We start from the raw sequence: 26,700 nt of genomic DNA on the forward strand, positions 1-26,700 counted from the left end.
AGTTTATTCTTTCTTATCAGGTATTAATATTAGTGAAACTGAATTCATACAATAACGCTTTCCTGTGGGTTCTGGACCGTCTGAGAAAACATGACCCAAGTGAGCTCCACATCTAGAGCAGATAATTTCAGTTCTAGTCATTCCAAATTTTGAATCATCAACTTCTGTTACAGCACTCTTAGTGATCGCTTGCCAAAAACTAGGCCAACCAGTTCCCGATTTATACTTTGTTTTTGAAGTGAATAAGTGTTGTCCACAATTTGAGCAAACATAGACTCCCGCTGTTTTAGAGTCCCAGTACTTTCCTGTGAATGCTCTCTCTGTTCCAGCTTCTCTCGTTACTTCATATTGAAGTGGACTTAGAACTTTCTTCCAATAGGTCTTATCCTTCGCCTTCCAGTTGATTGTATCTGGATTTAAGGAAGAGAGATGGCTGTCCTTATAGTCTTTACCTTCTCCCGCTGCAGATGTTTTGAAAATATTGAGCATACATCCCGAGAGGAGCACTGAGGCCATAATTAGTAGAATAATTTTCTTCATATGAGATCTCCTTATCGCTACTAATTAGTGTAAAAATAGAGCCTTTTGTGACAATTTATTTAAGTCGCTGTTTTCTATAGAACTTTATCGCTATCATTAAGAGAGCACTTAAAAGTAGTAGTCCAGAAACACCAATCCACATAGACATAATATTTTGCAAGATAACTAAGAAAACAATGGCAAAGAGAAGAACGGTTGCTACTTCATTCCACATTCTGAGTTTGGTCGAGCTAATTGTGTAAGTATCTCTTTGAAGATTTAAAAATATTCTATGGCTTAGAAGGTGATAAATATAGAGAAGAAGAACAAAGAATAATTTTGCTAGCAGCCATGGGTGGTCAGAAATTGGAAAGTAAACATGTATTAAACTAGGACCAAAAATCAGAGTTAAAATCGCTGAAGGCCATGTGATTCCATACCAGAGTCTTTTAGACATAATCTTAAACTGAGAAGTAAGGATATCTCTTTCAACTTGATTTCGCTCTTGCGCTTCAGTTTGATAAATAAAAAGTCTGACAATATAGAATAGACCTGCAAACCAAGTTACAATAAAAATAATATGTAGTGCTTTTAAATATGGGAAAGCTTCCAAGAGAAATCCTTTTTCTTCATATTTTAGCATAATTGTATAAGGGCGAGTAGGGGGAAGAGTGATGGAATTCTATATTTTTAGACACGGTCAAACTGACTGGAATAAAGTCAAAAAAGTTCAAGGAAAGACGGATATTCCATTAAATAATTTTGGGCGAAAAGAGGCGTTAGCACTGAAGGACTATTTCAAGAATATTAATATTGAAGCTGTCTATTCCTCAGACTTGCAAAGGGCCCATGAGACGGCAAAAATAGCATTTGATTCAAAAGAGATCGCAATTGAAACAACGAGTTCTCTACGTGAAGCAGACTTTGGAGAGGTTGAGGGAATGCTCCTCAATGATTTACTCGAAAAGTTTTCAACTAAATTTTGGGATATTCATATTGGTGGAGAAGAAGCAGATGACTTTTCATATCCTGGAGGCGAGTCAAGAAAAGAAGTAAGAGAGAGACTTATTTCCTTTATAGATAAATTAAGGGGAGAGGCAAAGTTTAAGCAAGTGGCCTTAAGTACTCATGGTGGAGCCCTTAGAAGTATTATTCATCACTATCTTCCTAACGAGAGTGAACTTGTAAAAATTCCTAATTGTGTAGTCTACAGAGTTAGCTTTAAAGGAGAGGAATTTAAAGTGGAAGGACCTTTTAATAATGAGGATGATAGTTGCTACAATTAAAAACTTTGGGCCACGACTGTGACCCAAGGTTGAAGTTACTTATGTGTCGGAGCGCCTGCTAAATTCTTTTGATAGAACTCACCAAAGTTTTCCATTTGCTTATGAAATGAGCTAGCTAACTCTTTAGCTTTCTCAGTATAAGCTGTCGAATTTTCCCAAGTTTGTTGCGGCATGAGAAGCTCTGTTGGAACTTCAGGAACCGCACAAGGAATTGCTAAATTGAAAATAGGATCATTCTCAAAAGCAACTTCGTTTAACTTATTTGCTTGAATTGATCTAATAATCTTTCTTGTAACCTTTAGAGGGAATCTCTGTCCTACACCGTAAGCTCCACCAGTCCAACCAGTGTTGATAAGCCATACTTTTATATCGTACTTATCAAGGTAGTGACCAAGAAGATCTGCGTAAACACTAGGGTGTCTAAGCATAAATGGTGCTCCAAAGAGAGGAGAGAAAGTTGCCTGTGGCTCTTGTACTCCAATTTCTGTTCCCGCTAATTTTGCTGTGTAACCAAGAACAAAGTAGAACATCGCCTGTTCTTTTGTAAGTTTAGATACTGGAGGAAGAACTCCAAAAGCATCCGCACAAAGAAAGAATATATCTTTTGGAATTTTTCCTTTAGACGATGTTTCAAGCTCTTTAATAAAACTTAGTGGGTAAGATGATCTACCATTTTCAGCAATAGACTTGTCATCAAAATCAACTTTTCCAGTTTCTTCATCTAGAACAACGTTCTCTAGCATTGCTCCAAATTTATTTGAAGCATCCCAGATTTCGGGTTCAGTGGCCTTAGAAAGCTGATAAGTCTTAGCGTAACAACCACCTTCAAAGTTGAAGATACCTTCATCACTAAGTCCGTGCTCGTCATCTCCTATTAGATAAGTTCCCTCATCTGTTGAAAGAGTTGTCTTACCTGTTCCAGAGAGACCAAAGAAAACTGATACGTCTTCATTTTCTAAACGAGATGCTCCCGAGTGCATTGGGAGGATTTTCTCTTCTGGTAGTCTGTAGTTCATTGCTGCGAACATACTTTTCTTGATTTCACCTGCGTAAAGAGTTCCACAAATAATTGTCGTATTAGTATCAAGACAAGTTACGATTGCCGTTTCAGTCTTTGTTTCAAACTCTGCTGGATCAAGCTTTAGTTCAGGAGCATGAAGAATTGTATAGTCAGTATTATTGAATTCTCTTACTTTTTCTCTGAATAAGTGCTTTGAAAAAAGTGCGTGCTGTGGGTGAGAAGTTATAAGTCTTGCCCCAATATTATATTTCTGATGAGCACCAACAGATCTCTCTGTAATGTATAAGTCTCCAGCAGCATTTAGATAATTGATCACTTTGGATTTAAGTGCTGCAAAAGTTTCAGCGCTCATTGGATTAAGATTATTTTCCCACCATACTGGACCAGTTGTCGTTTCAGTCTTTACTATATATCTATCTTGCGCTGATCTACCTGTGTGTTTTCCTGTGAGAACAGTGAGGGCCCCGTCAGAAGTAAGTCGTCCGTATCCTTTTCTGACTGCTTCAGCGACTAAGAAACTTCTTGGTGAGTCTAAGTGTATTTTATGCTCTCCGCGCTCAGTATTGATTCCTAATTCTTTGTAGAAATTATCCATTTTGAATCTCCTCTTGTTCTAATTCAGTGGTGGATAGATTTAGCAAAAGCTTTTGCTAATAATATGTATTAGATTGAATGTGAGATACTAAACTGGAATTATCTATTTGGCACCCCTAAAATATGGACCTAGAGGCATCTTTTTTCACATATTTCTCCTTGAATCTTTTGGCGAAGTGAGTAAGTTGTTATATAACTAAAACTATAAAAAATAACATCTTGCGCAAGGTTCTAAGTCAATGAAAAGTCTTACTTCTAGAGAGATCAGAGAAAAATTCCTCTCTTACTTTGAAAAACATAACCATTTAAAAATTAAAGCATCATCTGTTGTACCACAGAACGATCCGACTCTTCTCTTTATCAACTCGGGAATGGCACCTCTAAAGCCATACTTTCTTGGAAAAGAAGAGCCACCTAATAAGAGATTATGTAATTTTCAACCGTGTATTAGAACGAAAGATATTGATGATGTAGGGGACAGACACCATCTCACAATTTTTGAAATGATGGGATCGTGGTCTATTGGAGACTACTACAAAGACCTCGCCTGTTCACTTGCTTATGGATTATTAGTCGATGAATTAGGGTTTGACCCTAAGAGATTATACTTCACTGTCTATGGTGGAAATGAAAGTTTAGGAATTGAACCAGATAACGAATCAGTTGAAGCATGGAAGAAGTGTGGGGTTCCGGCCGATCATATCGTGATGCTTGGTGATGATAATTTCTGGGGACCTGCCGGAGAGACTGGGCCATGTGGTCCATGTACGGAAGTCTTCTTTGATTGTGGACCAGAGTATGGAATTGAGTATAAGCCAGGTGGGCACTTTGATGATGTTTCAAGATATATAGAAATTTGGAACGCAGGTGTTTTCATGGAGCTTAATAAGAAGAAAGATGGAAGTTTCATTCCTCTTCCTCTTAAGTCTGTTGATACAGGTTCTGGGTTAGAGAGACTTGCGATGGTGATGAATGGTCACGACTCAGTTTATGAGACTGACCTTATGCAACCATTAATGGATATTTCGCATAAACTTTTAAATTCTAATGGAAGCGAAGCTTCGATGAAGAAAGCGAGAATGCTAACGGATCATATTCGTGCAGCAGTTTTCATTTTAAGTGAAGGCGTTGCCCCATCTAATGAAGGTCAGGGTTATATCCCAAGACGATTAATTAGAAAGTGTGTCGCTGCTCTCATGGCAAAGAAAGTGGAGAAGATTGATTTCTCTGAAATGGTCGATGTGATTGTTTCGATGATGAGTGATTACTACCCACAAATTAAATCTGCAAAAGATATGATTTCTTATAACTTAAATAATGAAATTAATGACTTCATTCCTACTGTAAAAACAGGTTTAGAGTTAATTGAAAAAGAATTATCAGAAAATAAATCTTCAAATAAAATTTTTCCTGGAAAGATTGCATTTGAACTCGTAACAACTCACGGTCTTCCACTTGATGTTTTAAAGTCTGACCTATCAGACAGAGGAATTGAATTAGACGACGCTGAGTACGAAAAGTGCTATGAAGAACATAGAAAGACTTCCAGAGTTATTTCAAGAAAAGGTGGTTCTGCAGATCAAGAACAAATCGAAGCTCTAATCTCAAAACTTTCAACTACTGACTTCGTTGGATATGAAACAGAGAGTACGACCTCAAAAGTAAATATGCTAATTAGTGAGAATGAAGTTGTCGAATCTGTGAATGAAGGTGAGAGCTTTCTCTTTACAACTGTGAAGACTCCTTTCTATGGAGAGTCGGGTGGGCAAGTTGGAGATTCTGGAATCGCCAAGAATGATCACGCAAAAATTGAAATACTCGATACAATGAAAATTGGAAAGATCCACGTTCATGTAGCTAACGTTATGTCAGGTAAGTTAACTTCAGGTGAAGAAGTTGAATTAACTGTTGATAATGAAGTTCGTGCAGATATTAAGAGAAATCACTCTGCGACTCACTTACTTCACGCGGCCCTTCACAAAGTGGTTGGAAAGCACGCTGTCCAAAAAGGGTCACTAGTTAGATCTGATAGACTTCGTTTTGACTTTCAAAATCAGACATCTGTTTCTAAAGACGATTTAGATAAGATCGAAGCTCTTACTAATCAATGGATTATGAATAATACGGCGGGGGAAATTGATCTTCTCGATTATGACGCTGCTATTGAAAAAGGAGCTATCGCTCTCTTTGGTGAGAAGTATGATTCAAAAGTTAGGGTCATCGCATTTGGCGAGAACTCAGTAGAACTTTGTGGAGGAACTCACGTTTCTAGGACAGGTGATATTGGACTCATGCTTATAACGGGAGAATCTTCTGTTGCAAAAGGGATTAGAAGAATTGAAGCTGTGACAGGTAGAGAAGCTTATAAACTTTTACAAGAAAGAAATAATATTCTTAGAAAGACAAGTGAACTTCTAAGCGTTAAGCCAAATGAGTTTGAAACAAAAATTCAAGAGTTAAAAAAGAAGTCATCGGTGAAAAAAGAAGCACCTAAGAAAGTTTCAGCTAGTGAAGCAAAGTTTGAAAATGAAAGTAAGATTGAAATTTCAGGAGAGAAATTCTTTGTTGCTCAAATGAATGCTGATGCCCAAGTTTTAAAAGACCTTGGAGACCAGCTTTTAGCAAAGGGTGAGTATAAGATTATTTGCCTCGCAGGAAATGATGGGAAGACTATTAGAGCTTTTTCTTGGGTTGGCGATGGTCTAAATAAGAAAGTTAAAGCGGGAGATCTCTTAAAAGAACTCTTGAAACCAGTTGATGGAAAGGGCGGAGGAAAGCCTCACTTTGCTCAAGGTGGCTCACCGGATGTTGCAGGAATGGATAAGATTTTTTCAAATATTGCAGAGGTAGAGAGTTTTCTAAAAGGAAAATTATAAATGGCACTGAATAAGAAACCATATAAAGGGACTAGAGATTTTTTTCCTGCTGATAAGAGAGTTCAGGATTATATCTTTAATAAAATGAAATCTAGTGCTGAAGCTTTTTCTTTTGAAGCTTATGAAGGGCCAATGCTTGAAGAGGTCGCCCTTTACAAAGCGAAGTCTGGGGAAGAGCTAATTAACGAGCAGATTTACTCTTTTGAAGACCGAGGAGAGCGTTTCGTCGCAATTAGACCTGAGATGACTCCAACGGTTGCGAGAATGGTTGCTCAAGTACACCGAGAGATTCCTAAACCTATTAAATGGTATTCTATTCCAAATCTCATGCGCTATGAAAAGCCGCAAAGAGGGAGACTCAGAGAACACTGGCAACTCAATTGTGATATCTTTGGAGAGGTTGGTAGAAGTGGGGAAATTGAAATTCTTCAATTAATTACGCACTTATTTGAAAGCTTTGGAGCAAACTCAGAGCATTTTGAAATTCTCATCAATGATAGAGAGATAGTTAATATCGTCTTCAATGACTTAATGAAAATTGATGAAGAGACTTCCTATAAACTTTATAAAATAGTGGATAAAGCAAAGAAAGTGAAGCCAGAAGGCCTTCAGAAAATGATTTCAGAGTTGTCTCTTACTCAAGAGGCCGAAGATATTTTTAAGACGTATCTTGCGATTAAAAACTTTGATGAGCTCTTTTCATTCTTAGAGAAGTCTGGTTTTTCCGATAAAGGAGCAGGCTTTAAAGAGCTTTCTGATATCGCAACAGCTATTGGACTTAAAGATTACTTAGTCTATGACCCAACAATCGTTAGAGGTCTTGACTACTATACTGGAATAGTTTTTGAAGTCTTCGATAAGAACCCTGAAAATAGACGAGCACTGTGTGGAGGAGGGGCCTACGCAAACCTTCTTCAAATTTTTAATGAGAATCCAGTTCCTGGGGTTGGATTTGGACTTGGCGATGTGACTCTTACTGACTTCTTAACAACACACAAGCTTCTTCCTGACCTTTCAAAGAACGATGTAGATATTTATCTTACTTTTCAGTCAGAGAGTGCTCTTGCTAAGAATTTTGAGCTATCAGCTAAGGTTAGAGAGTTTGGTTTTAAATCTTTAAATTCTCTTGAGCCAGTTAAATTTAAGAAGGTTTTTTCTAACGGCGAAAAATTTGGAGCGAAATTTGCTTCAATTCTTGGAGAAAAAGAATTAGAAGAAGGATTCTTCCAAGTGAAAAACCTTGAGACAAAGGAATCTTTTGATATCAAGTTTACGGAGCTAGAGAAGTTAAGAGAAATTTTAAAAGCTTAGACTTATCCTATACAATTTCTAATTATTCGCTTTTTCGACTATAATGACTCCAAATCTAAAGGAGTCATTATGAATAAGTACCTAACCATTTTCTTTTTACTTTTTCTCGTTTCATGTGCGAGTTCAAATAAACTATCTTTCGATAGCGAGCTATCAGAATTTAAATACCCTCACGCAGTTGAAACATTTGAATTTTCTTCACAGAGACAAGATTTGAAAATGAGGTATATGGATATTGGTAAAGAGAATAAGAAAACTGTGATTCTTCTTCATGGAAAGAATTTCTCTGGATATTACTTTGAGAAAATAATGAACGAACTTGAGACTAAGGGTTATAGAGTAATTGTTCCAGATCAAATTGGATTTGGAAAAAGTACAAAACCAGAACACTACCAATATTCCTTTGCTCAACTTGCAAGAAATACTCATGCACTCTTAAGGAGTTTGAATATTGAAAAATATACGGTTGTGGGTCACTCCATGGGAGGAATGCTTGCGGTTCATATGTCTACGATGTTTAAACTAGAAGTTCAAAAGCTTGTTTTAGTTAATCCGATTGGGCTTGAGACTTACTTAGATCTTGTTGAATTTAAAGATCCAGAGTTCTTCTATGGAAATGAGAAGAAGAAAACAGTTGAGATGTTTAGAAATTATCAGAAAAAGAATTACTACGATGGTGCTTGGGATGAAAGCTATGAAGAGCTACTTACTCCATTTAAAGGGTGGAGAAATGGAAGTGATTGGGAGCTAGTTGCTTGGAATAATGCTCTAACATATTCACCAATTTTCTCTGACGATATAGTTGAGAAGTTTTCAAAAGTTAAGGCGCCGATCGTCTTAATCAATGGAACAAGAGATACCACTGGGCCAGGTAGAGGGTGGAAGCGTCCAGGTGTTACAAAGACTATGGGTGATTATAAGAAATTAGGGAAGGCCATTAAAAAGAAGAATAAGAAAGTCCAGCTCATAGAGCTGAACGGATTAGGGCATATGCCTCAATTTGAAGATTATGAGAGATTTTCAAAAGTATTCTATCCTCTCTTCTAATCCCTTGTTGCTTTAAAGAGAACCTTACCTTCTTTACTAAAGAGGGTGAGGTGGTTTCTCTCTGTCTCAAAGCGATGAACAAGTGGAAGAGATTGAAAGAATAAGAATTCATAATTATTTAATTTTCCAAAACAGAGTTTCTTCGTTGAGCCAGACTGTGAAATCATGACTTCACTTCCTTTCACTTTGTAGGTTGCAAAGTAATTATTACAGCTTGAGTTACCTCCAAGCTTATCTTCCATTTGAAAATTGAAATGGGAATCTACTTCTTTAGGAATTTCTACATTTTGAATATTAGTAACTTTCCACTTGCCTAAAATATTTTGATTCTTTGCTTCCTTGATCGTTGCACATGAGAATAGAAAAATTGAAGTAATAAATAGAATAGTTTTCATTATTAGTCCTTTCGTAGAAATGTGAGAACTATTCTATCACTTATAAAAAAGAGATCAAATGCTAATTATTTCCAGTTAGAATAAATGATGTGATGCTTGCCATCCTTAGAATCGTAAACGGCTTTTGAAGAGCTTCTAAGGTGATCTGAATCTAGCTCAGGAGAGATTCTTACTAATTGATAATTCCCAAAGTGTTTAACTTTAAAAGAAACTATTCGTTTTTCTAAATGAATGGAATTCTTTCCTAGAATTCCGATGGCCGACTCTTTATGGCCAGTTTGGGAATGATAAAGTATGTGAAGATTCTTAGGGTCTATTCCGTCTTTAAGCTTAAAACTAACTTCAAGTGGAGTGCCTTCTTTAAAATTGGTACTACCTTCTGTTGGGCGAATATTTAAAGGTGCTGAAATTGGAGAAGACTTTTCAATAATGCTAAAGTTCTGAGTAAATTTATCAGTTACTAAATCTTCTCCTCTATCAACTAAAATATCGATAGGGTCAGTCAGTAAGAATTGATGATGTTTAACTGAGGCTCCGGATGGTGCATCTGAAGTATACATAATTAAGCCAGCTTCTTCGCTATTTATATGATTCATATAATTCCTAACGAATACTGCAACTACAATAATGAGAGCTAAAGTTATGTACTTACTTTTATTATTAAAAATTTGAATGAAGTCACTTACCATTAGTTAATTCTATTAGATATTCCTAAGAGTAATGTGCCCACAGTCTTAATTCTTTATCCAAATTGTGTCAAAATATCTGACTAAAGTGCTTTAAACCAATTTTCCCATACTCTATCTGGAGAAGAGACATCGAATTTAATTGATTGATGTTCACCCCTTAGAACATCTCGAGGAAGTTGATTGAAGAATTTCTTAAAGGCCCTTGAAAAACTAGATTCACTTTCAAATCCTGATTCGTAAGAAATTTGAGAAATAGTTTTATTTCCTCCATTTTTCATGGAGAGAGTTCTAAAAGCTTTTATGAGTCTTCTCTCTTTTACATAGCTCATTATCCCACCATTCTGTGTAGGAAATAACCTATAAAGAGTAGACTTTGTAAGATTAAACTCAACAAGTATCAAAGGAATACTTAGGTTTGAATTTCCTAGATTGTCCTCAATATAATTTTTAATTTTAAAAATGAGAGCGACATTCTTACTAGGAGCATAGCTGTCTGTGACTTCATTTGGATTATAAGAAATTGCTGCACAAACCATGTCCACGCTAGGGCTAACTATTGAGTGGGCAGAGTCATTTGTAATTTTACTTATATTAGCCTGAAGAGAGAGCATATGAGACTGAAGTAAGGAAGCAAATGGATTGAGCTTAGTATCCAAGATTTTTCCATGAAGAATATCTTCATTTGGAACCTTTTCTCTTAAGAGTCTTCTAGGAATTACTAACGTTAGATTTCTAAATTTCCTATTAAAGGCCTTCCATGGTCTGGAAGTATCTATAACAATTAGTGATCCTGGACTACAGTTAAAGTGATCGTTATTTAACTCTCTCGTTGTATCTCCTTCTATAAACATTTGAATGAGAATATGATCAAGACCATCATTGGCAATTTTAGATTTTGTTCTCTCAAAATATTGGTCTAGCGTTGTGCAATCGATGAGCATAATTTCACTTAGAAGAAAGCTGTGAATTTGAGCTTCAAAGAGGTCTTTATTTGTTTGATCTGTATTTGTGTCAAAGACAACGCCCATGCTTTCTTTATAAGCTTCTATCTTCTCTTTGTCTGAGTAGGTAGAAGTCTTAAAAGTAGAATAGGGAACATTCTTGGACAAGATGGTGCCTTTTCGTGAGTAATTATTTATCTAAAGTGAATTTTTTCTCTTAATTTGTTGCTTGGCTACTTAAGAAAACATAAAGTTTTTATAGCTAAGTAAGTACTGTTATTATAAGAATGTAATTCAGCTATTTAGGGGAAGTTATATGAGTGATGCAAATAGAGATTACGTAATTTTGGCCGGAGGATGCTTTTGGGGGATGGAGCAACTTTTTCAAAAATTCGAAGGTGTCATTGATACGGATGTTGGTTATACGGGCGGAAAGCTAATAAATCCAACATACAAAGACGTTAAAACTGGTGAAACAGATCATGCTGAGGCAATAAAAATTACCTTTGATACAGATAGAACTAATTTAAAGAATATACTCCACTTCTTTTTCAAAGTTCACGACCCGACAACAGTTAATAGGCAAGGAAATGATGTAGGAACTCAATACCGTTCAGCAATTTTTGTTCGTAATAATGAGCAACGCATTACTTCAGAAGAAGTGATTAAAGAAGTTGAAGAACTAGAAAGATTTAAAGGATCAGTTCAAACAAACCTAGAAGATGAACGTGAGTTCTATTTGGCAGAAGACTTTCATCAAGATTATCTCTTGAAGAACCCAATGGGTTATACTTGTCATTTTGTAAGAAAATAAAAACTATGGGAGGTGTCTATGCTACGTAGGTTCCTGTTCGTCGAGTCAAACTCTTAGATTGTTAATGAACTTATATATGTCTATAATTTCAGTCTATGAAAAAACTAATTCTTACCTCTCTCGTTTTATTTAATATCAATACTCATGCATCAGTAGAAGATTTATTTCTAAAGTCTCTTAAGAGCTCTAATGAAGTAAATGTAATTAACCTACAGGAAAAGAAAACACTTTCAGAGTTAGATAGCACAGTCTCCACTCTCTATCCTTCTATCAATCTCGTTAATTCAAATAAGTATGGAAATAATTCTTATCAGACAAAGTCTGGACTTAAGAAATTTGATAGCAGCGTAGCTCTCTCTTTTGAGCAAGACCTTTTTCAAGGTGGAGCAGAGTTCTCTATTTATAAATTAAATAAAATAATTCCTAAAAAAGCTATGGCCTTAAAAGAGCAGAGACTTGCTGAGTACTTTGCTCTTTTTAGTACATACTATTTTCAACTTTCTTCAGCATTAGAAGAGAAGAGAGAAGTCACTAAACTCCTGGTTAACCTAGAGAGAAGAGTTAAGCTTGTAAAGAAGAGAACGAAAATTGGTAGAGATCGTAAGGCAGATTTCTTGGCCCTTGAGTCTCAACATGACAGATTGAAAGCGGACCTATTTGCGACAGACAGTAGGCTAGAAGAAGCAAAAACAAACTTCTTGAATTTTTCAGGACTAAAGAGCGCAGGGAACTTTGAAAATAGAATTGATCCTCTCACGCTTTCTCTACAAGAAGAAGTTGATCTTGGAAAAAGACCTGAACTGAAGAGTCTTGAACTTGAATATGAAACATCAAAAGCAAGAGCACAAATTGAGAAATCAAATTATTTTCCACAAGTTTCTCTTGGATCAAATTACTACTTAGATAAGACGTACACTGGGAGAGATAACTGGGACGTTACTCTAAAACTTACGATGAATATTTTTGATTTTGGAAAAACATCATCTTCAGTTGAAACACAAAATATTCAGGCGATGATAGATAGATCTAGATTTGAGTATAAAAAAGTAAATTCTAATCGTGATTGGGATAACTTTGTAAAAGTATTTAATCACAAAAAGAGTCAGCTTATCTCTCTTAAGAGATCTCTAGCGCAAATTAAAAAATCCTATGCTGAACAAGTTAAAGATTTAGATAAAGGTCTCGTTGCTCAAATTGATGTAATTAGATCTCTTGATGATGTGATTAATTTAGAAAAACTTTATATAAATGCAGCTCTTGAGCTCAAATCATTATACTACCAATCGAAAGCGTACTTGGGTGATTATCCTAAAAACTAAAAAGGTTTAAAATGAATATTTCAGAAATTTCAATAAAGAATCCTGTCTTTTCATGGATGATAATGTTCTCCCTTATTTTATTTGGAATTCTTGGATTTAAAAATTTAGGAATAAATGAAAATCCGGATGTGGATTATCCATCTGTTTCTATTTCTTATTCTTATGATGGAGCAACCCCAGAGGTTGTTGAAAAAGATATTTTAGAGCCTGTTGAGTCTGTACTTGTATCAATGCAAGGTGTGAAGGATATGACTTCTACTGCAAATAGGGGCTCAGGACGAATCGAACTTGAATTTACGTTAGATAAAGATATTGATTTTGCTCTTCAGGAAGTTCAGACACTACTTGGACGAGCTCAGAGACAACTTCCTGATTCAGTAGAGACTCCAACGGTAACAAAGTCAAATGCGGCAGATGATCCGATTCTCTATCTCGCAATTACTTCAAAAACATTGAAAGAGAGAGAGCTTAATATTCTCTTCAAAGATGGAATTGTGGATAGGCTTACAACAATTGAAGGCGTTTCTGAAGTACGAGCTTTTGGTTCAAGAGAGCCAATGATGAGAATTGATGTCGATGCGAAGAAGTTAAGAAATTATCAGCTAACTCTTACTGATATTATTGATACTCTTGCTAGAGAGCATGTAGAGCTTCCTGCTGGAAAGTTTGAAACTTCTGAAAAAGAAGAGAGCTTAAGAGTATTAGGAGAAGGAAGAACTGAGAAAGAATTTAGAGAAATGATCATTAGTAAGAGGGGAGGGAGAGCGAACTACGTTCCTATTACTCTGTCTGATGTGGCAAATATTTATCAAGGCGTTGAAAATAGAACACGAATATCTAGAGTTGATGGGATTCCATCACTATCAATGCCAATTTATAAGCAACGTGGGGCCAATGCTGTAGATGTTGCAGATAGAGTTAAGGAAAGAGTTAAAGAGATTAGTGAGTCTCTTCCGGAGGGAACAAATCTAACAGTGAACTTTGACCGAACTCAATTTGTAAGGCTCTCAATTGATGAATTAATCCAAAACTTAATTATTTCAGCACTACTAACATCATTTGTGTGTTGGATTTTTCTAAATTCATTATCAGCAACATTTAATATCCTACTTGCAATTCCTACAGCAATTATTGGAACTTTTGCTTTCATGCATATGTTTGGGTTTACGTTAAATACTTTTTCTTTCTTAGGATTAACATTGGCCATTGGGATAGTGGTCGATGATGCGATTGTGATGCTTGAAAATATTGTTCGTTACGCTAAGATGGGTCATGATAAGGTTCAAGCTTCATTTAAAGGAAGTAGAGAAATTACCTTTGCCGTTCTTGCAACAACAGCGGTTCTTATCGCTATCTTTGCTCCTATTTCACTCATGCCAGGTATTGAGGGACGATTCTTTAGGGAGTTTGCTCTCACTCTCTGTGTTGCAGTTGCCCTCTCGTCTCTAGAAGCACTTACCCTTGCTCCGATGAGGTGTTCACAATTTCTAAATGTGAAATCAAAAGGAATCTTCATCCACCACTGGGTTGATAGAGCGGTAGAGAGTTCAAAGACTCTCTATGTAAAATGTTTGAAGGGAGCCCTTAAGCATAGAATTCTAGTTCTAAGTATTTCTACGATTGTATTTCTATTATCACTACTATCTTTAAACCATATTAATAAAGAGTTCGCACCAGAGGCCGATAGAGGCTTTATGTTCGTTGTCTTTATGGCGCCCGATGGGAAGAGTTTGGATTATACAAATGAGAAAGTTAAGCAATATGAAAAGATTGTAATGGCCAATGAGAATGTTCAAAGAGTAATTATCTCCGTTGGTGGAGGCCGAGGGATTTCATCTGGAAATAGAGGTTTTGGAGTAATTATTCTAAAAGATCAGGATAAGAGAAAGAAGAGCCAGTTTGAAGTTGCTTCAGATATTAGAAAAGAGTTGAAGGCGATTGAAGGAATTAGAATTATTGTTAGAGACCGCCTAGGTTCAGCTATTAGTGGAAGAAGAGGGAGTCCTGTTGAGTTTACTATTACAGGGCCTAACCTTGCTGTGCAAAGAGAGTTATTTGGAAAGTTTCAAAAGGAAATGAGTGACTCAGGACTGATGGTTGGAATTAGATCTGATGATACAGGTGAACTTCCAGAAGTACATATTGTACCTAATAGATTAAAGGCCCAAGAAAGAGGAGTTGAGATTAATACAATTGCTCAAACTCTAAATGTTGGAGTCGGTGGTGTGACAGGTGGTAAGTATACAGAGGGTGGAAGAAGATACGATATCTTTGTTCAACTTAAAGAAGAAGATAGGTTACCTGAAACAATTTCTTCTCTTCTATTGCAAAATAACCGTGGAGAATTTGTAACACTAACAGATGTTGTCGATATTGTCCCGGCCTTTGGACCGCAAAGTATCTACCGAGAGAATCGTACGAGAGGTGTGAGAGTTGATGCAAACTTAGGTGATAATGTCACTCAGAGTGAGGCCTTTGCTTTTATCAAGAAAATCGCACCCACAATTCTTCCAGCAAAGTACAATATAAATTTCTCCAAAGATCTAAATGAATCTTTAATCAGTATTGTACTAATTATGGTTTTAGGCCTTGTGATTGCTTACATGGTTCTTGGAAGTCAGTTTAACTCTTTCCTTGACCCTATAACTGTTTTTCTAGCCGTTCCATTTGGACTAACGGGATCATTCTTAGCATTACTCGTTACAGGTCAAACGTTAAATATTTATTCAATGATTGGTATACTTCTGACTATGGGAATCGTGAAGAAGACTTCAATTCTCATTGTAGAGTTTTCAAACCATTTGAGAGACGGTGGGATGACTGTAGAAGAAGCTGTTCTTTCAGCTTGTACGACGAGATTTAGACCAATTATTATGACTACATTTACCACACTTGCTTCTGCTGTTCCTGCTGCCGTTTTAACAGGAGCAGGATCGGAGACTAGAATGCCAATGGCATTAGTGATATTAGGCGGAGTATCACTGTCGACAGTATTTACATTAATAGTTATCCCAACTTTCTACACTATGATTGCTAGAGAGAGACGTAAGATTCTAGTAGAGGAGTAAGAATGACTAAGTACTTTAAAGATGAAGAAAAAGTTAGGGCGCTTACTCCTTCTCAATTTGAAGTCACACAGAGAGATGGTACGGAGAGGGCCTTTACTGGAGAGTTTTGGGACTCTAAAGAAGAAGGACTCTATGTTGATATTGTTTCAGGTGAACCACTCTTTACTTCATTAGATAAGTTTGACTCTGGATGTGGTTGGCCTAGCTTTACAAAGCCTGTAAATGAAGAATTTATTACTGAGCATAGTGACGATAAATTCTCTATGAGAAGAGTTGAGGTGAGATCGAAGTATGGAGACTCTCACTTAGGTCACGTTTTTCCTGACGGTCCGGGGCCAGATGGTCTTCGCTATTGTATAAATTCAGCTTCTCTTAGATTTATTGCCAAGAGTGATTTAGAAAGAGAAGGTTATTCAGAATTTTTAGAACTTTTCAAATAGCTATATTAAATCTTTTATTTTGTAGTCTTTTAGTTCTTTTAGAAATGCCTTTGTTGCTTTAGATAGCATAAATTTAAGCTTACAGCTTGGAGAAAGGTTACATGTATTAGTTTCTTGATTGAAGCATTCTACAATTTCCAGATTCTCAACTCTTTTAACTAAATTTCCTACAGATGTATTTTTCATTTTCTTGTTAAATTCAATACCACCCTTTGGTCCTGGTACAGTTATGATATAGTCAAGTTCTGACAGAAGATTGACTGCAACACTTAGATGGTTCTTAGAAATACGATAAGTATCTGCTATTTCTTGAATTTTAGCCCTTCTATTTACTGTTTGTAGATAGATTAAGGTTCTTAGGCAGTAGTCTGTTTTAGTTGTCAATTTCATAAAATCTTCCTTCTTTATTCTTTACATTAATATATTTAATATGTATTGATATATTTTATATATATGAATATAGTGTTCTTATAAATTTAATTGGAGTAACAAATGAAGAAGTACTGGTGGGGTCTACTAAGTGTTCTAGTAGTAACATTTACAATTTTAGGATTTTACGGAAGTGAGATATATAGGCAAGCACCACCTATATATAAGAATATTCAAACGATAACAGGAAAAACTCTTTATACTGAAAAAGATATTTTAGATGGCCAAGTCGTTTGGCAATCAATTGGTGGACAACAAATTGGTTCAATATGGGGGCATGGTGCATATCAAGCTCCAGATTGGACTGCTGATTGGCTTCATAGAGAACTTGTTAGCTTTCAGTCAATAACTTCTTTAGAAAAATTTGGTAAGGAATTTGAAAAATTGAATGATCTTGAGAAAGCTCAAGTTAAATCTATTACTCTTGATGAGTATAGAAAATCAAAAGTTGTTAATGGGATTGTAACAATTTCTGAAAATAGAGGAAAAGCTTTTGAGGAGACTAAGAAGTATTATATGTCTCTTTTTAGTAATTCTGAAGAACTTAGAGCAACAAGAATTGCCTATGCAATTCATGAGGAAGTATTACCATCAGTTCTAAATAGAGAGAAGATGATGTCTTTCTTTCATTGGTCAACTTGGGCCGCTTCAGCAAATAGACCTGAGAAAAATTATACTTATACAAATAATTGGCCACACGAACCAATTATTAATAACGTTCCTACTTCTGAAAATATCTTCTGGTCTATTTTAAGCGTTGTTATTCTTATCTTGGCCCTTGGTCTTCTTATTTGGTTTTATGCTTTTCAAAAAGATGGAGATGAATTAGAGGCAGAACTACCTAAGAAAGATCCTCTTAAGAATTTTAATGTAACGCCATCAATGAGGGCCCTTTGGAAATATTGGGCAACGGTTATTCTTCTCTTTATTTTACAAATTGGATTGGGGGGAATTCTTGCTCATTACACAGTTGAGGGGCAGGACTTCTATGGAATTCCTATTTCTACAGTGCTTCCTTATTCTGTCGCTAGAACTTGGCATATTCAAATAGCTCTTTTTTGGATTGCTACTTCATTTCTTGCTTCGGGACTATTCCTTGCTCCAATTGTTAATGGAGGAAAGGATCCAAAGTATCAAAAACTGGGAGTAAATATACTTTTTGGAGCTCTTCTCGTTGTTGTATTTGGTTCTTTGACTGGAGAGTGGCTAGCGATTCATCAGAAAATGGATTTGGGGCTTAGTTTTTGGTTTGGACACCAAGGTTATGAGTATGTAGATCTTGGACGATTTTGGCAGATATTATTATTGGTCGGTCTTGGTATATGGCTTTTATTAATGCTTAGATGTATTGCACCTGCTCTTAAAGTTGCAAAAGACTCAAAGCAATTATTACTTTTATTTACAGCATCAACTGTTGCAATCGCTCTCTTCTATGGTGGAGGTTTGTTCTACGGGGCAAGAACTCATATAAGTATAATGGAATTTTGGAGATGGTGGGTTGTTCACCTTTGGGTAGAAGGATTCTTTGAAGTTTTTGCTACAGTTGCTATTGCATTTATTTTTGTAACACTTGGATTAATTAAGCCTAAGTCAGCAACAAAGGCTTCATTACTTTCAACTTCTATCTTTTTAGTCGGTGGAATTCCCGGAACATTTCACCACTTATACTTCAGTGGGACACCGATTTCTGTAAGTGCTATTGGAGCATGTTTCTCGGCCCTTGAAGTTGTTCCTCTCGTTCTTGTAGGTTTTGAAGCATTTCATAATTTCAAACTACAAAGTGTTACAAGTTGGATGCAGAATTATAAGTGGCCAATTACTTTCTTCGTTGGAGTTGCATTCTGGAATTTGGTAGGAGCAGGAGTTTTTGGATTCTTAATTAATCCTCCGATTGCCCTCTACTATCTACAGGGGTTAAATACGACTGCGGTACATGCTCATGGAGCTACATTTGGTGTGTATGGAATGCTATCTTTAGGTTTAGTTCTTTTGATTGTTCAAACTTGTTTTCAAGAAAAAGAATGGAACTCTAAACTAATGAATTATTCTTTTTGGGGATTGAATTTAGGATTAGGATTAATGATCGTTATGAGCTTGTTGCCGATTGGGCTTATTCAATTTCAAGCTTCTCTTGAGCATGGTCTTTGGTTTGCTAGAAGTTCCGAAGTAATGCAAACAGATTTAATTCAGAACTTACGTTGGATGAGAGCAGTTGGAGATACTATCTTTGCGATGGGTGGAATATGCTTTGCTCTTGCAGTCATTGAAAGAACAGGGATCTTAAAGCAAATAAAGTCGTAAAAAATTAAAATGCCATCTCTTACTTTGTATTAGATGGCATTTCAATTGTTCTAATAGGGAATGGAATTGTAATACCATTTTGATCGTAGATTTTTTTTATATTAATTATTGCTTGATGTCTGGCATTTAAAAAGGTTTGATTCTTTGGGTAGTACACCCATACTTTAGCAGTTAAATTAATTGAGCTATCTCCAAATTCTTCAAAATGTACTTCAACTTCATTCCCTTCAACTCTTCCTTCTATTGATGAAAGTGCCTCTTTCGTTACTTCTGTGACTTTTTCTAGGTCATCAGAATAGGAGACTCCTACTTTTATATCTAATCTTCTCTTTGGTGTTGTGGTTAAATTAGTAAAAGGCTTAGTGAACATATCTTTATTAGGGATAAGAACCTCTAACCCCTGAAAAGTCATAATACTTGTTGTTCTAAGGCTTATCTTGATAACTTCTCCGAAGTAATTTTCGATCTCTACAATATCTCCAACTTGATAGGGTTCCTTGAAAGCAATGAAAACTCCCGAGACAAAGTTAGATGCAATTTCTTGAAAAGCGAAACCAAGAGCAAGTCCAATGACCCCAGCTCCGGCAAGTAGGGATGTGACAGTCTTATCTAGGTGCAGTATTTCAAGAGAAATAAAGAGACCAATAGTTAAAATTGTTAAATAGATGATAGAACCAAAGAGGTCTCTTATTGTTTGGCTTTTAGAAATTCTTTTAATAACTTTTGTAAAAGCTTTTTTTACAAAGTGAGCAAGTACCAGAAAGAGAATGAAAATGAAAATAGAAACAATAAGGTTTGGGATTACTTTTATTGCCGAGTTTGTCCACGTTCCAATTTTTGTTTGAAGTATGGACGCTATCTTTTCTAAATTTAAGTAATCTAACATTTTAAATTCCTTTTAAAATTCTAGTGAAGTTGCTGTGTAAACTTCGCCTAAGTTATTTCCTGCTTTAAGTTTATGAACGTATCTTGCTCCAAAACTTATTGGTAGTATTCTAAAGAACTTAGACTCTAGCTCAAGTTCTAAACCAGTACTATTGTAGGTATCATTTTTGAGGTTAGACTCTAATTTAGTACTATCGAAGAAAGTATTTATTGTCGCTCTTCTTAGGTAGTAAATTCCCCAGAGATCAAAGTCAGGAGTGGCCAAGGGAAAAGCATAATTTGCAGTCACTTTCTGATAGTGAGGGATGCTTTCATATTTATAACCTCTAGAAAAGACATTTCCTAGGCGATTGAATTGAGTTGGAAGAAAGCGGTAGGAGTTGATATCATTTTTTTGCTTTTCTTCACTATAAGTAAATTTAAAACCATCATGATTAAAGAATCCTGGTACTTGAACTTTTCCTGAATGAAAGAATCGATAAGAAGAGTCTCTATCCTTAATGTTTCCTTCTGCATTTTCATATTTCGCAAAGTATCCAAAAGACCAAGGAGACATTATTGATCTTGCTGTCAGATCTTTAGAGAGATCAGTATAGAATTCGACAGAAGAGTTTTTGAAGTATCTATTGCCATAAGTAGGTCTTGAAACAGTTGCCTTGTACTTTCTTGTGTCGACATACTTTCCTGAGAAAGTAAGAGCATTGGTGAATGTGTATAAGTTCTTTTTATAAGTGTAAGGAAGTGTCATGGAGAGACCCGCCTGTTTTTCTTTCCACACAAGTATGTCTTCACTATTGAAGAAGTCCACTTCTCTATTTCTTATTTCTCCACTTATTTGAAAAACTGGATAGAACTCACTGTAACTCATGCTAAATTGAGTATAGTTTTGATCTTCATTCCCATCTTTACCAACTTGAGCAAAAATCCCCATTGTGTTTAAGTAGTTATTTGTATTGGCAGAAAGTCCAAAACCATTTCCTGCAAAGAAGCTCCACGAATGGGGCGTGACTAAGGCCTTATCAAGGTCACCGTAGTTTTCACTACTATATTTCTTAGGAGAACTTTGTCTTAGACTTACTTGATCTTTAAAAAGAACAGGAGCGAAATTATTATAATTATCTGAAGGATTTTGACCAAGGTAATTATAATCTACAAGTTCAGAAGATTTAATGGGAGAACACTTTGTAATCGGAGTCACTTTAATGTGTGAACCATAGGCATCTTCATTACTATAGAAAATATTCTGATTGTTTGCAGATGGAGATGTTGCATTGAAGTCTACATCCGTACATTTTGAAATCATCTTATCTGCGGTAATCTTGAAGATTTCAGTAACACCTTTATATTGAGCTTCAAAGAATGTTTCATTTCTTTCATTTATATATAAAGAACTTATATTATTTCTAGATTTAGGGAGAATCGTATTTGATTTCTTAGTCTTTAGATTCATTTTGGAAATATATTTATAACCGGCAGGATCTGCTAAAATGGCCATGACCTCATCTGAGTTTAATGGGTAAACTTCGACAAGAGTGTCTTTATCAAAACTCGTAGAGAAAATCTTCTCTCCTTTTAAATCATATTCGGATAAAGTCCATTTTAAGTCATCATTAAATTCTGAAACCAAAATACTCTTATTGTCTCTGCTAAAGCGAGGATTATAGAGTCTTTTTCCTGATGTGATTTTACTTTGTTCACCAGTCTTAAGGTCGATAAGAACTAGGTCAGAACTTCCTTTGTAGCCGTATCTTGCATTCGGTAAGAACTGTGAATAAATTGCTTGTTCTCCTCGTATATCAATTTTACTCATGCCTTTAGAAAAAGGTATTTCTGCAACGACTTCTTTCTTTACTCCTGTCTTCTTATAAAGTGTCCAGTAAGTATCCATAGAGTAGTGGAGATAGTAGGTTGATTTCCCATCATTGAATGGTGAAGTATTTTCTCGGTAATCGACTCTATTTTCAGAATGACCTTTAATATCTTTAGACCAAGTGGTCTTTAATTCATTCATCGTTTCATCGTAAAATTTGAAAAAGTCTTGTCCAGATACATGTTTAAATGCGTGGTAAAGTCTGTATGGATGAGGGAAATAAGAGATTTCTTCAGCGACTTTCTTCCAGAAATCTTCTCCAAACTTCTTAGTCGCGCTTGAGATGAGAATGTATCCAAAAGGGTAATGATTTGGAAGTCTGGTATTATAAGAGCCGTTGACGAGTTCATCATAGGTTGGAATTTGATCACTTGTAACAAGAGCTTTTAGCCTAGAGAGAAATTGCGGTGCTCTACCACGGCCAGTATCTGTATACTTTGTTTCTGCCCAGACAGCATCACCTTCAAAGAGCCACGGTTGAGTTCCAATGAATGTCCCAATCATCTGACCTGTGTCACCAAATAGCCAGCTCAAGAACTTAATAGTCTTCATATTAAAATGGTCAAATTGTTGAACATGTCTATATTCGTGAATTGCTAGAGTTTGATACCATTCTGCAGAGCCAAGACTTGTGGAGAACATGGATGAACTAAACCACTCACTTCTTCTTGGAGCGAGGCCCACAAAGCCATTGGGTTGGGCGACTTCAGGGCGAATGATAATTGGAACTTTCTTGGGATTTGTTATTCCGTAAGTTAGTCCAACGACTTTTGAATAGTGTTCAATGAGGTTGGCAATATAGTCAGAGTCTCTTCCGAGATAGTCAGGATAAATCAATTTCACATGATCGTTTTCAATAGTTTTCCAGTTAATAGAGCTTGAGCTCTGCCCTAGATCAGCTTCTTGAAAAGCTTGAGAGAAAGCATGTCCGGAAAATAGAATACTTAAAAGTAAAACGAACTTTGTCACTTGGGTCTACCTTGGTAAGGGTTTAATTTTAAATAATTTTTAGAATAGTTGAGAACCTTTTGCAAGTTTTACGCCTAGTGTTGTCATCGTGGTTTTATTTTGGGTGTCAGCTTCATTTTATGATAGAATTTCCTATATAATAGTTTAAAACGAGGAAGAGTATGAACGTATCAGAATTCATGACTAAGGATGTAATCTCTTGTACTGAAGATAATACAGTAGAAGAAGCTGCAAAAATAATGTGTGAAAAAGGTTTCAGTGTGATGCCTGTTGTAGACTCTAGTGGAGATTTGGTTGGTATACTTACTGAATCGGACTTTATTGGAAGAGATGCTAATATACCGCATGCACTAGCTTCGATTAAGACCTTATTTGGACAAAATTTCTATTTTAGTGATGTTGAAGATATTTACAAAAAATCCAAGCAAAAAAAGTTATCAGAAATAATGACTACAAATGTGAAAACAGTTAAGGCTGAGCAAACTCTTTCAGATGTTGTTTCTTTAATGTCCCACAATCATCTAAAGAGAATTCCTGTTCTTGATGGGAAGAAACTTGTAGGAATGATTACAAGAAAAGATCTATTAAAAGCTTATAATAAATTAGTTTAAATATTTTGAACTCCCTCTCATTATTTTTTGAGAGGGAGTTCAGTCTAAGAATTATACTTGTGATTGAGTCTTTATAGGTTTAAATAATTCGATTAAGTAGATTAATGTGAAACCTACTACCTGTGAAATCATAATCGCAATCAGAATGAGAAGAAGTATTCCCGGTCTAGAGCGAACTCTATCGAGTCTTTCAAATTCAAGAATATCAATTTTATTTTGAATATAAGTCTTTTGAAGGCCAATCTTTGCGAGCTTATCTCTCAGGCCCTCGTAAATTTTAAATTCAAAGTGATAGTTAGCCTTTATCTTCTCCATTTCTTGTTCAAATGGAACTAACTCTAGCTTTTGATTACTTATTTTCTTTAAGTATCTTTTACTAGTAGATATTTTGATACGAAGAGCAGAGTTCTCATCATTAAGTTGCATAATTCTCGCCTTAACTCCAAATTTTGACTGGTTCTTAGAGTCAGTTCTTTCCTTTTTTTTAAGCTTTTTTATTGTTGAATTATTCTCTGATATCTTTATTTGAGAATCATTAATTTGTTTTTTTAGACCACTTAGGTACTTTGTCCCTTCACCTTTTTCTTCGTTTAGTGAGATAACATTTCTTTGCTGCATTTTCTGTATGGAAGAGTGTTTTAAATCATTTAGGTTATTAAGAGTGTGGTCAATTTCACTTTGAAAGTATAGTTCCGCTTCATTGTATTCCTTCATTTCTCGAACTGTTAGATAATTCTTCGCAACGATGAGGCCTTGGTTAACGATAGTAGTGGATAGTATTCTTCTATTAGAGTTCACATTAAAGAAAATCTGCCCACCTTTATTAAGGCGAAACTTCAGCTTTGATCTTAAGTTACTTGCTAGGCCTTGGTTATTATCTTTAAAGGAATTAATGTAGTTACTTATCTCGGAGTCTTCTTGCTTATTTGTCTTAAAATGATCTGCTAACTCTAGAAAGAAATCATTTGTTTCAAGAAGGATTATGGCCCTTTCTGCAGGATTTATATTCTGTTGGCTCCCTACAATTGTGTCTAGAAATGATCTTAATTGACTATTTTCAGAGGTTTTTATAAGGAGTTTCCCTTGAGCTGGGTAGGTTGGAAATCTCTTATGTCTGACAACGGCAATTAGAATACAGCAAAGAGCAAGAATAAGTAGAAACTTCCATTTTGAAAGGAATATTTGTAATATTTCATACATTGAAATTTCATCATTCATCTTAAGAGCCATATCTTCTAAGTTATTGTTAGTTTATTATCGACACTAAAAAAAAATAACTTAGAAGAAGGTTTTATTTAGGAAAAAAATTGGTAGGATATTTAATCAATAACTTATAATGGGAATTATTTATGAAATATATTCGTTCTTTTTTAATAGTGTATTCATTATTCTTAAGTTCTAGTCAGGTATTTGCTCAGAGCTTTAATGCAGGGGTGGGTTTTGGAAAACCATCTGAGTTTGTATTTCAGTCATATAAGAATCAAGAGCTTATTTCTCTTCGTCTTTTGGGAGCAGTTAATAAAGCTGGGCTCTATCATGTTCCTAAAGATATTAAACTCATTACTCTCTTATCTCTTGCTGGAGGAACAAGTAAGGATGCAGAAGTCGAACAGATCATGATCGGGAGTGAGTCTCGAAAAGAAGTCATTAAGGTGAATTTATACGAGGCCATTAATGAGCAAGCTCATAGAGAATATGAATTTAATTCGAATGACACGATTTTTGTAAAGCATAAGAAACCTTTCATTAGTAACGACTCATGGAAAATTATCTCAGTAATAAGTGTTCTTCTAACTACTGCTTTAACAGCTATTGCTATTGATGATAAAATTTGAGTCACTAAATTATCCAGCGAGTAAGGTATCTGAAAAACTTTGTATATTCTTACTCGGGCTGATATTTGTTTCTAAAATTTCTCTAAAGTATCTCAAGGTTCCGCGAAATGTTCCCTACCTTATCTTTCAGCATGGATTACATCCTTATATAAATTTCGCTTTAAACTTCTTTGTAGGTGCTTTGATTTTATTTTACTTTGTTAGGAGAAAGAGGCATCACAAATTTAAACATCAGTATATATTCTTATTGATAATAACAGCTTCTGTTTTATTAATTCAGACATTATTTCAAATTGCTTTCGTCCACCCATTTAATTCATGGGTTCTACAATTTGGAGGACTTGTTATAGCCTTAGCATTGATTCAAATATATGGTGTGATGATTCCAGACATTTTCTCTGTTGATAAATTTGTAAAAACGATAAGAAATATTGCTGTACCTCTTGTTATTATTTCAGTGTGCTTGATTCCTGTGTTTAATATACAACTCTTTAGAGGGGGGCGTTTCATTGGAGTTTTCAAGCATATTCCTCATATGGTTTCAGCTTCAACCTTTGCTTTTATATTTTACTTTCCTCAAATTTTTAATCCTAAGATAAATATTTTAAAGCGCTATCTTACAATATTTATTCTCTTTATAGCTGTTTTCTTAACAGCAACGAAGGCCGCCATGATAACAATTCTCATTGTCTCGGGAGTTGGGGTATTGACCTTTGGAAATAAAGACAAGAATACTCGCATTTTTAAATTTGTCTTTGTTGTTCTAGGGGCGCTCTTCTTTCTCCTCTTTGGTGCTCAGCTGACAACCTTTCTCTATGAGGTTGCTTCTGGTCAAACTGGATTTCTGATGAGACCGGCTCAAGATGGAATAGCTACTCGAATGGAGGAGGTTACTCGTGGACTCCAGATGTTTATGGAGCATCCAAATTTCGGGCAGGGGATCCTCTATAAATTTATGAGTAAGTCAGGTATCGACGTTGGGGGCTATAACTCATTTAAAGATCCACATAATATCTTTGTATCTGCAGGAGTTATTGGGGGATGGCCATTTATGGGAGTGATCATAATAGGCTTTATCCTTATGATTGTAGGGAGTTTTCGAGGAATATTAAAAGGGGATCAAAGTACGCAGGTTGCAGCTATCTTTCTACTCTCTCACATTCCTGTTTTCGTCATTTATCATGTACATTTATCCCTTGGGGGAATGGGAGATCGGATGTATTGGCTTATTTTCGGCTACTTAGCTCTCAAGCTAGGGGAGAGTAATAAAAAAAGCGTGTAAAACTTTTAATTTTTTCTTCTAAATTTCACAATTGTGCTATAAGTTCCACGAAATCAAACCAAGGAACGACCATGAAAGCTGTTAGCAAGATTGACTACGCAATCATCTCTTTAATCTGTATTATTTTTATAATGAGTGTTCAGGCGCAACTATAAAAGTTGCGCTTTTCTCATTTTCCAATTATTTGAATTCAAGCTG

Annotated in this window: 21 protein-coding genes and 1 pseudogene; 12 read left to right on the forward strand and 10 right to left on the reverse strand. The window is 35.6% G+C overall.

All coding sequences use genetic code 11. The annotated features are described in order from the left end of the window. Positions 1-3 precede the first annotated feature (3 nt). Both msrB (CES88_RS10640) and CES88_RS10645 read right to left on the reverse strand, forming a co-directional pair. Positions 4-540, reverse strand: coding sequence for a peptide-methionine (R)-S-oxide reductase MsrB (gene msrB / locus CES88_RS10640; RefSeq protein ID WP_290734160.1), 537 nt, complete (start codon positions 538-540; stop codon positions 4-6). Between the two features lie 55 nt (positions 541-595). After that, entirely contained in the window at positions 596-1,162 is a 567-nt protein-coding gene (locus CES88_RS10645) for a CopD family protein (protein ID WP_290734162.1), read from the reverse strand. Positions 1,163-1,193: 31 nt separating this feature from the next. Between CES88_RS10645 and CES88_RS10650 the strand changes: the two genes are divergently transcribed. Beyond that, on the forward strand, positions 1,194-1,805 hold the full coding sequence (locus CES88_RS10650) for a histidine phosphatase family protein (protein ID WP_290734164.1): 612 nt from the start codon (positions 1,194-1,196) through the stop codon (positions 1,803-1,805). A gap of 35 nt (positions 1,806-1,840) precedes the next feature. On the opposite strand, the gene CES88_RS10655 is transcribed toward CES88_RS10650, so the two are convergent. Next, the gene (locus CES88_RS10655; RefSeq protein ID WP_290734165.1) at positions 1,841-3,421 is read right to left on the reverse strand and encodes a phosphoenolpyruvate carboxykinase (ATP); all 1,581 of its coding nucleotides are present in this window, start codon (positions 3,419-3,421) and stop codon (positions 1,841-1,843) included. A gap of 238 nt (positions 3,422-3,659) precedes the next feature. Between CES88_RS10655 and alaS the strand changes: the two genes are divergently transcribed. The 3 genes from alaS to CES88_RS10670 all read left to right on the forward strand — a co-directional run bounded on the left by alaS (position 3,660) and on the right by CES88_RS10670 (position 8,654). Continuing rightward, positions 3,660-6,296, forward strand: coding sequence for an alanine--tRNA ligase (gene alaS, locus CES88_RS10660; RefSeq protein ID WP_290734168.1), 2,637 nt, complete (start codon positions 3,660-3,662; stop codon positions 6,294-6,296). Beyond that, positions 6,297-7,607 (forward strand): histidine--tRNA ligase, encoded by a 1,311-nt coding sequence (gene hisS, locus CES88_RS10665; protein ID WP_290734170.1) that lies wholly within the window; start codon positions 6,297-6,299, stop codon positions 7,605-7,607. It abuts the gene before it with no gap. Positions 7,608-7,676: 69 nt separating this feature from the next. Further along, on the forward strand, positions 7,677-8,654 hold the full coding sequence (locus CES88_RS10670; RefSeq protein WP_290734172.1) for an alpha/beta hydrolase: 978 nt from the start codon (positions 7,677-7,679) through the stop codon (positions 8,652-8,654). Here the strand turns inward: CES88_RS10670 and CES88_RS10675 are convergent. The 3 genes from CES88_RS10675 to CES88_RS10685 form a co-directional block, all read right to left on the reverse strand. Continuing rightward, positions 8,651-9,049: an META domain-containing protein gene (locus CES88_RS10675; RefSeq protein ID WP_290734174.1), complete on the reverse strand. Its 399-nt coding sequence runs from the start codon at positions 9,047-9,049 to the stop codon at positions 8,651-8,653. The genes CES88_RS10670 and CES88_RS10675 overlap by 4 nt on opposite strands. A gap of 65 nt (positions 9,050-9,114) precedes the next feature. Further along, the gene (locus CES88_RS10680; protein ID WP_290734176.1) at positions 9,115-9,738 is read right to left on the reverse strand and encodes a hypothetical protein; all 624 of its coding nucleotides are present in this window, start codon (positions 9,736-9,738) and stop codon (positions 9,115-9,117) included. Positions 9,739-9,818: 80 nt separating this feature from the next. Beyond that, complete coding sequence (locus tag CES88_RS10685) at positions 9,819-10,847, reverse strand: helix-turn-helix domain-containing protein (protein ID WP_290734178.1); 1,029 nt, start codon at positions 10,845-10,847, stop codon at positions 9,819-9,821. 148 nt (positions 10,848-10,995) lie between these two features. Here CES88_RS10685 and msrA point away from each other — a divergent pair, with 148 nt between their 5' ends. From msrA to msrB (CES88_RS10705), 4 genes and pseudogenes are all read left to right on the forward strand, one after another. Further along, on the forward strand, positions 10,996-11,493 hold the full coding sequence (gene msrA, locus CES88_RS10690) for a peptide-methionine (S)-S-oxide reductase MsrA (protein WP_290734180.1): 498 nt from the start codon (positions 10,996-10,998) through the stop codon (positions 11,491-11,493). A gap of 95 nt (positions 11,494-11,588) precedes the next feature. Then, positions 11,589-12,812, forward strand: coding sequence for a TolC family protein (locus CES88_RS10695; protein ID WP_290734182.1), 1,224 nt, complete (start codon positions 11,589-11,591; stop codon positions 12,810-12,812). An 11-nt stretch (positions 12,813-12,823) separates the two neighbouring features. Continuing rightward, positions 12,824-15,880, forward strand: a complete 3,057-nt coding sequence (locus CES88_RS10700) for an efflux RND transporter permease subunit (RefSeq protein WP_290734184.1) — start codon at positions 12,824-12,826, stop codon at positions 15,878-15,880. A 17-nt stretch (positions 15,881-15,897) separates the two neighbouring features. After that, positions 15,898-16,320: pseudogene (gene msrB / locus CES88_RS10705) on the forward strand (peptide-methionine (R)-S-oxide reductase MsrB); the annotation flags it as partial. On the opposite strand, the gene CES88_RS10710 reads toward msrB (CES88_RS10705), so the two are convergent. Next, positions 16,321-16,710 carry an Rrf2 family transcriptional regulator gene (locus CES88_RS10710; RefSeq protein WP_290734188.1) on the reverse strand — a complete coding sequence of 130 codons (390 nt, stop codon included), beginning with the start codon at positions 16,708-16,710 and terminating at the stop codon, positions 16,321-16,323. It lies immediately after the preceding pseudogene. Positions 16,711-16,812: 102 nt separating this feature from the next. Between CES88_RS10710 and CES88_RS10715 the strand changes: the two genes are divergently transcribed. Then, positions 16,813-19,050 (forward strand): nitric-oxide reductase large subunit, encoded by a 2,238-nt coding sequence (locus CES88_RS10715; RefSeq protein WP_290734189.1) that lies wholly within the window; start codon positions 16,813-16,815, stop codon positions 19,048-19,050. A gap of 19 nt (positions 19,051-19,069) precedes the next feature. On the opposite strand, the gene CES88_RS10720 is transcribed toward CES88_RS10715, so the two are convergent. Further along, on the reverse strand, positions 19,070-19,936 hold the full coding sequence (locus tag CES88_RS10720; protein WP_290734191.1) for a mechanosensitive ion channel family protein: 867 nt from the start codon (positions 19,934-19,936) through the stop codon (positions 19,070-19,072). A gap of 12 nt (positions 19,937-19,948) precedes the next feature. Next, complete coding sequence (locus CES88_RS10725) at positions 19,949-22,774, reverse strand: hypothetical protein (RefSeq protein ID WP_290734193.1); 2,826 nt, start codon at positions 22,772-22,774, stop codon at positions 19,949-19,951. A gap of 161 nt (positions 22,775-22,935) precedes the next feature. Between CES88_RS10725 and CES88_RS10730 the strand changes: the two genes are divergently transcribed. Then, a complete protein-coding gene (locus CES88_RS10730) occupies positions 22,936-23,385 on the forward strand; it encodes a CBS domain-containing protein (RefSeq protein WP_290734195.1) in 450 nt (149 codons plus the stop codon). Between the two features lie 51 nt (positions 23,386-23,436). On the opposite strand, the gene CES88_RS10735 is transcribed toward CES88_RS10730, so the two are convergent. Beyond that, a complete protein-coding gene (locus CES88_RS10735; protein ID WP_290734197.1) occupies positions 23,437-24,603 on the reverse strand; it encodes a hypothetical protein in 1,167 nt (388 codons plus the stop codon). 131 nt (positions 24,604-24,734) lie between these two features. Here CES88_RS10735 and CES88_RS10740 point away from each other — a divergent pair, with 131 nt between their 5' ends. Beyond that, positions 24,735-25,220: a hypothetical protein gene (locus tag CES88_RS10740; RefSeq protein WP_290734199.1), complete on the forward strand. Its 486-nt coding sequence runs from the start codon at positions 24,735-24,737 to the stop codon at positions 25,218-25,220. Further along, entirely contained in the window at positions 25,207-26,502 is a 1,296-nt protein-coding gene (locus CES88_RS10745; RefSeq protein WP_290734201.1) for an O-antigen ligase family protein, read from the forward strand. The genes CES88_RS10740 and CES88_RS10745 overlap by 14 nt, the downstream gene beginning before the upstream one ends. Positions 26,503-26,700 lie beyond the last annotated feature (198 nt).

This window comes from Halobacteriovorax sp. JY17, from assembly GCF_002753895.1.
Taxonomy (GTDB): domain Bacteria; phylum Bdellovibrionota; class Bacteriovoracia; order Bacteriovoracales; family Bacteriovoracaceae; genus Halobacteriovorax.

Bases quoted from the DNA above. Each gene is read 5' to 3' on its own strand.
- CES88_RS10655 (WP_290734165.1), bottom strand. From the start codon at position 3,421: ATGGATAATTTCTACAAAGAATTAGGAATCAATACTGAGCGCGGAGAG.
- CES88_RS10735 (WP_290734197.1), bottom strand. From the start codon at position 24,603: ATGAATGATGAAATTTCAATGTATGAAATATTACAAATATTCCTTTCA.
- CES88_RS10645 (WP_290734162.1), bottom strand. From the start codon at position 1,162: ATGCTAAAATATGAAGAAAAAGGATTTCTCTTGGAAGCTTTCCCATAT.
- alaS (WP_290734168.1), top strand. From the start codon at position 3,660: ATGAAAAGTCTTACTTCTAGAGAGATCAGAGAAAAATTCCTCTCTTAC.
- CES88_RS10650 (WP_290734164.1), top strand. From the start codon at position 1,194: ATGGAATTCTATATTTTTAGACACGGTCAAACTGACTGGAATAAAGTC.
- CES88_RS10720 (WP_290734191.1), bottom strand. From the start codon at position 19,936: ATGTTAGATTACTTAAATTTAGAAAAGATAGCGTCCATACTTCAAACA.
- CES88_RS10700 (WP_290734184.1), top strand. From the start codon at position 12,824: ATGAATATTTCAGAAATTTCAATAAAGAATCCTGTCTTTTCATGGATG.
- CES88_RS10745 (WP_290734201.1), top strand. From the start codon at position 25,207: ATGATAAAATTTGAGTCACTAAATTATCCAGCGAGTAAGGTATCTGAA.
- CES88_RS10740 (WP_290734199.1), top strand. From the start codon at position 24,735: ATGAAATATATTCGTTCTTTTTTAATAGTGTATTCATTATTCTTAAGT.
- CES88_RS10675 (WP_290734174.1), bottom strand. From the start codon at position 9,049: ATGAAAACTATTCTATTTATTACTTCAATTTTTCTATTCTCATGTGCA.
- CES88_RS10715 (WP_290734189.1), top strand. From the start codon at position 16,813: ATGAAGAAGTACTGGTGGGGTCTACTAAGTGTTCTAGTAGTAACATTT.
- msrB (WP_290734160.1), bottom strand. From the start codon at position 540: ATGAAGAAAATTATTCTACTAATTATGGCCTCAGTGCTCCTCTCGGGA.
- CES88_RS10710 (WP_290734188.1), bottom strand. From the start codon at position 16,710: ATGAAATTGACAACTAAAACAGACTACTGCCTAAGAACCTTAATCTAT.
- CES88_RS10695 (WP_290734182.1), top strand. From the start codon at position 11,589: ATGAAAAAACTAATTCTTACCTCTCTCGTTTTATTTAATATCAATACT.
- CES88_RS10730 (WP_290734195.1), top strand. From the start codon at position 22,936: ATGAACGTATCAGAATTCATGACTAAGGATGTAATCTCTTGTACTGAA.
- CES88_RS10670 (WP_290734172.1), top strand. From the start codon at position 7,677: ATGAATAAGTACCTAACCATTTTCTTTTTACTTTTTCTCGTTTCATGT.
- CES88_RS10680 (WP_290734176.1), bottom strand. From the start codon at position 9,738: ATGGTAAGTGACTTCATTCAAATTTTTAATAATAAAAGTAAGTACATA.
- msrA (WP_290734180.1), top strand. From the start codon at position 10,996: ATGAGTGATGCAAATAGAGATTACGTAATTTTGGCCGGAGGATGCTTT.
- hisS (WP_290734170.1), top strand. From the start codon at position 6,297: ATGGCACTGAATAAGAAACCATATAAAGGGACTAGAGATTTTTTTCCT.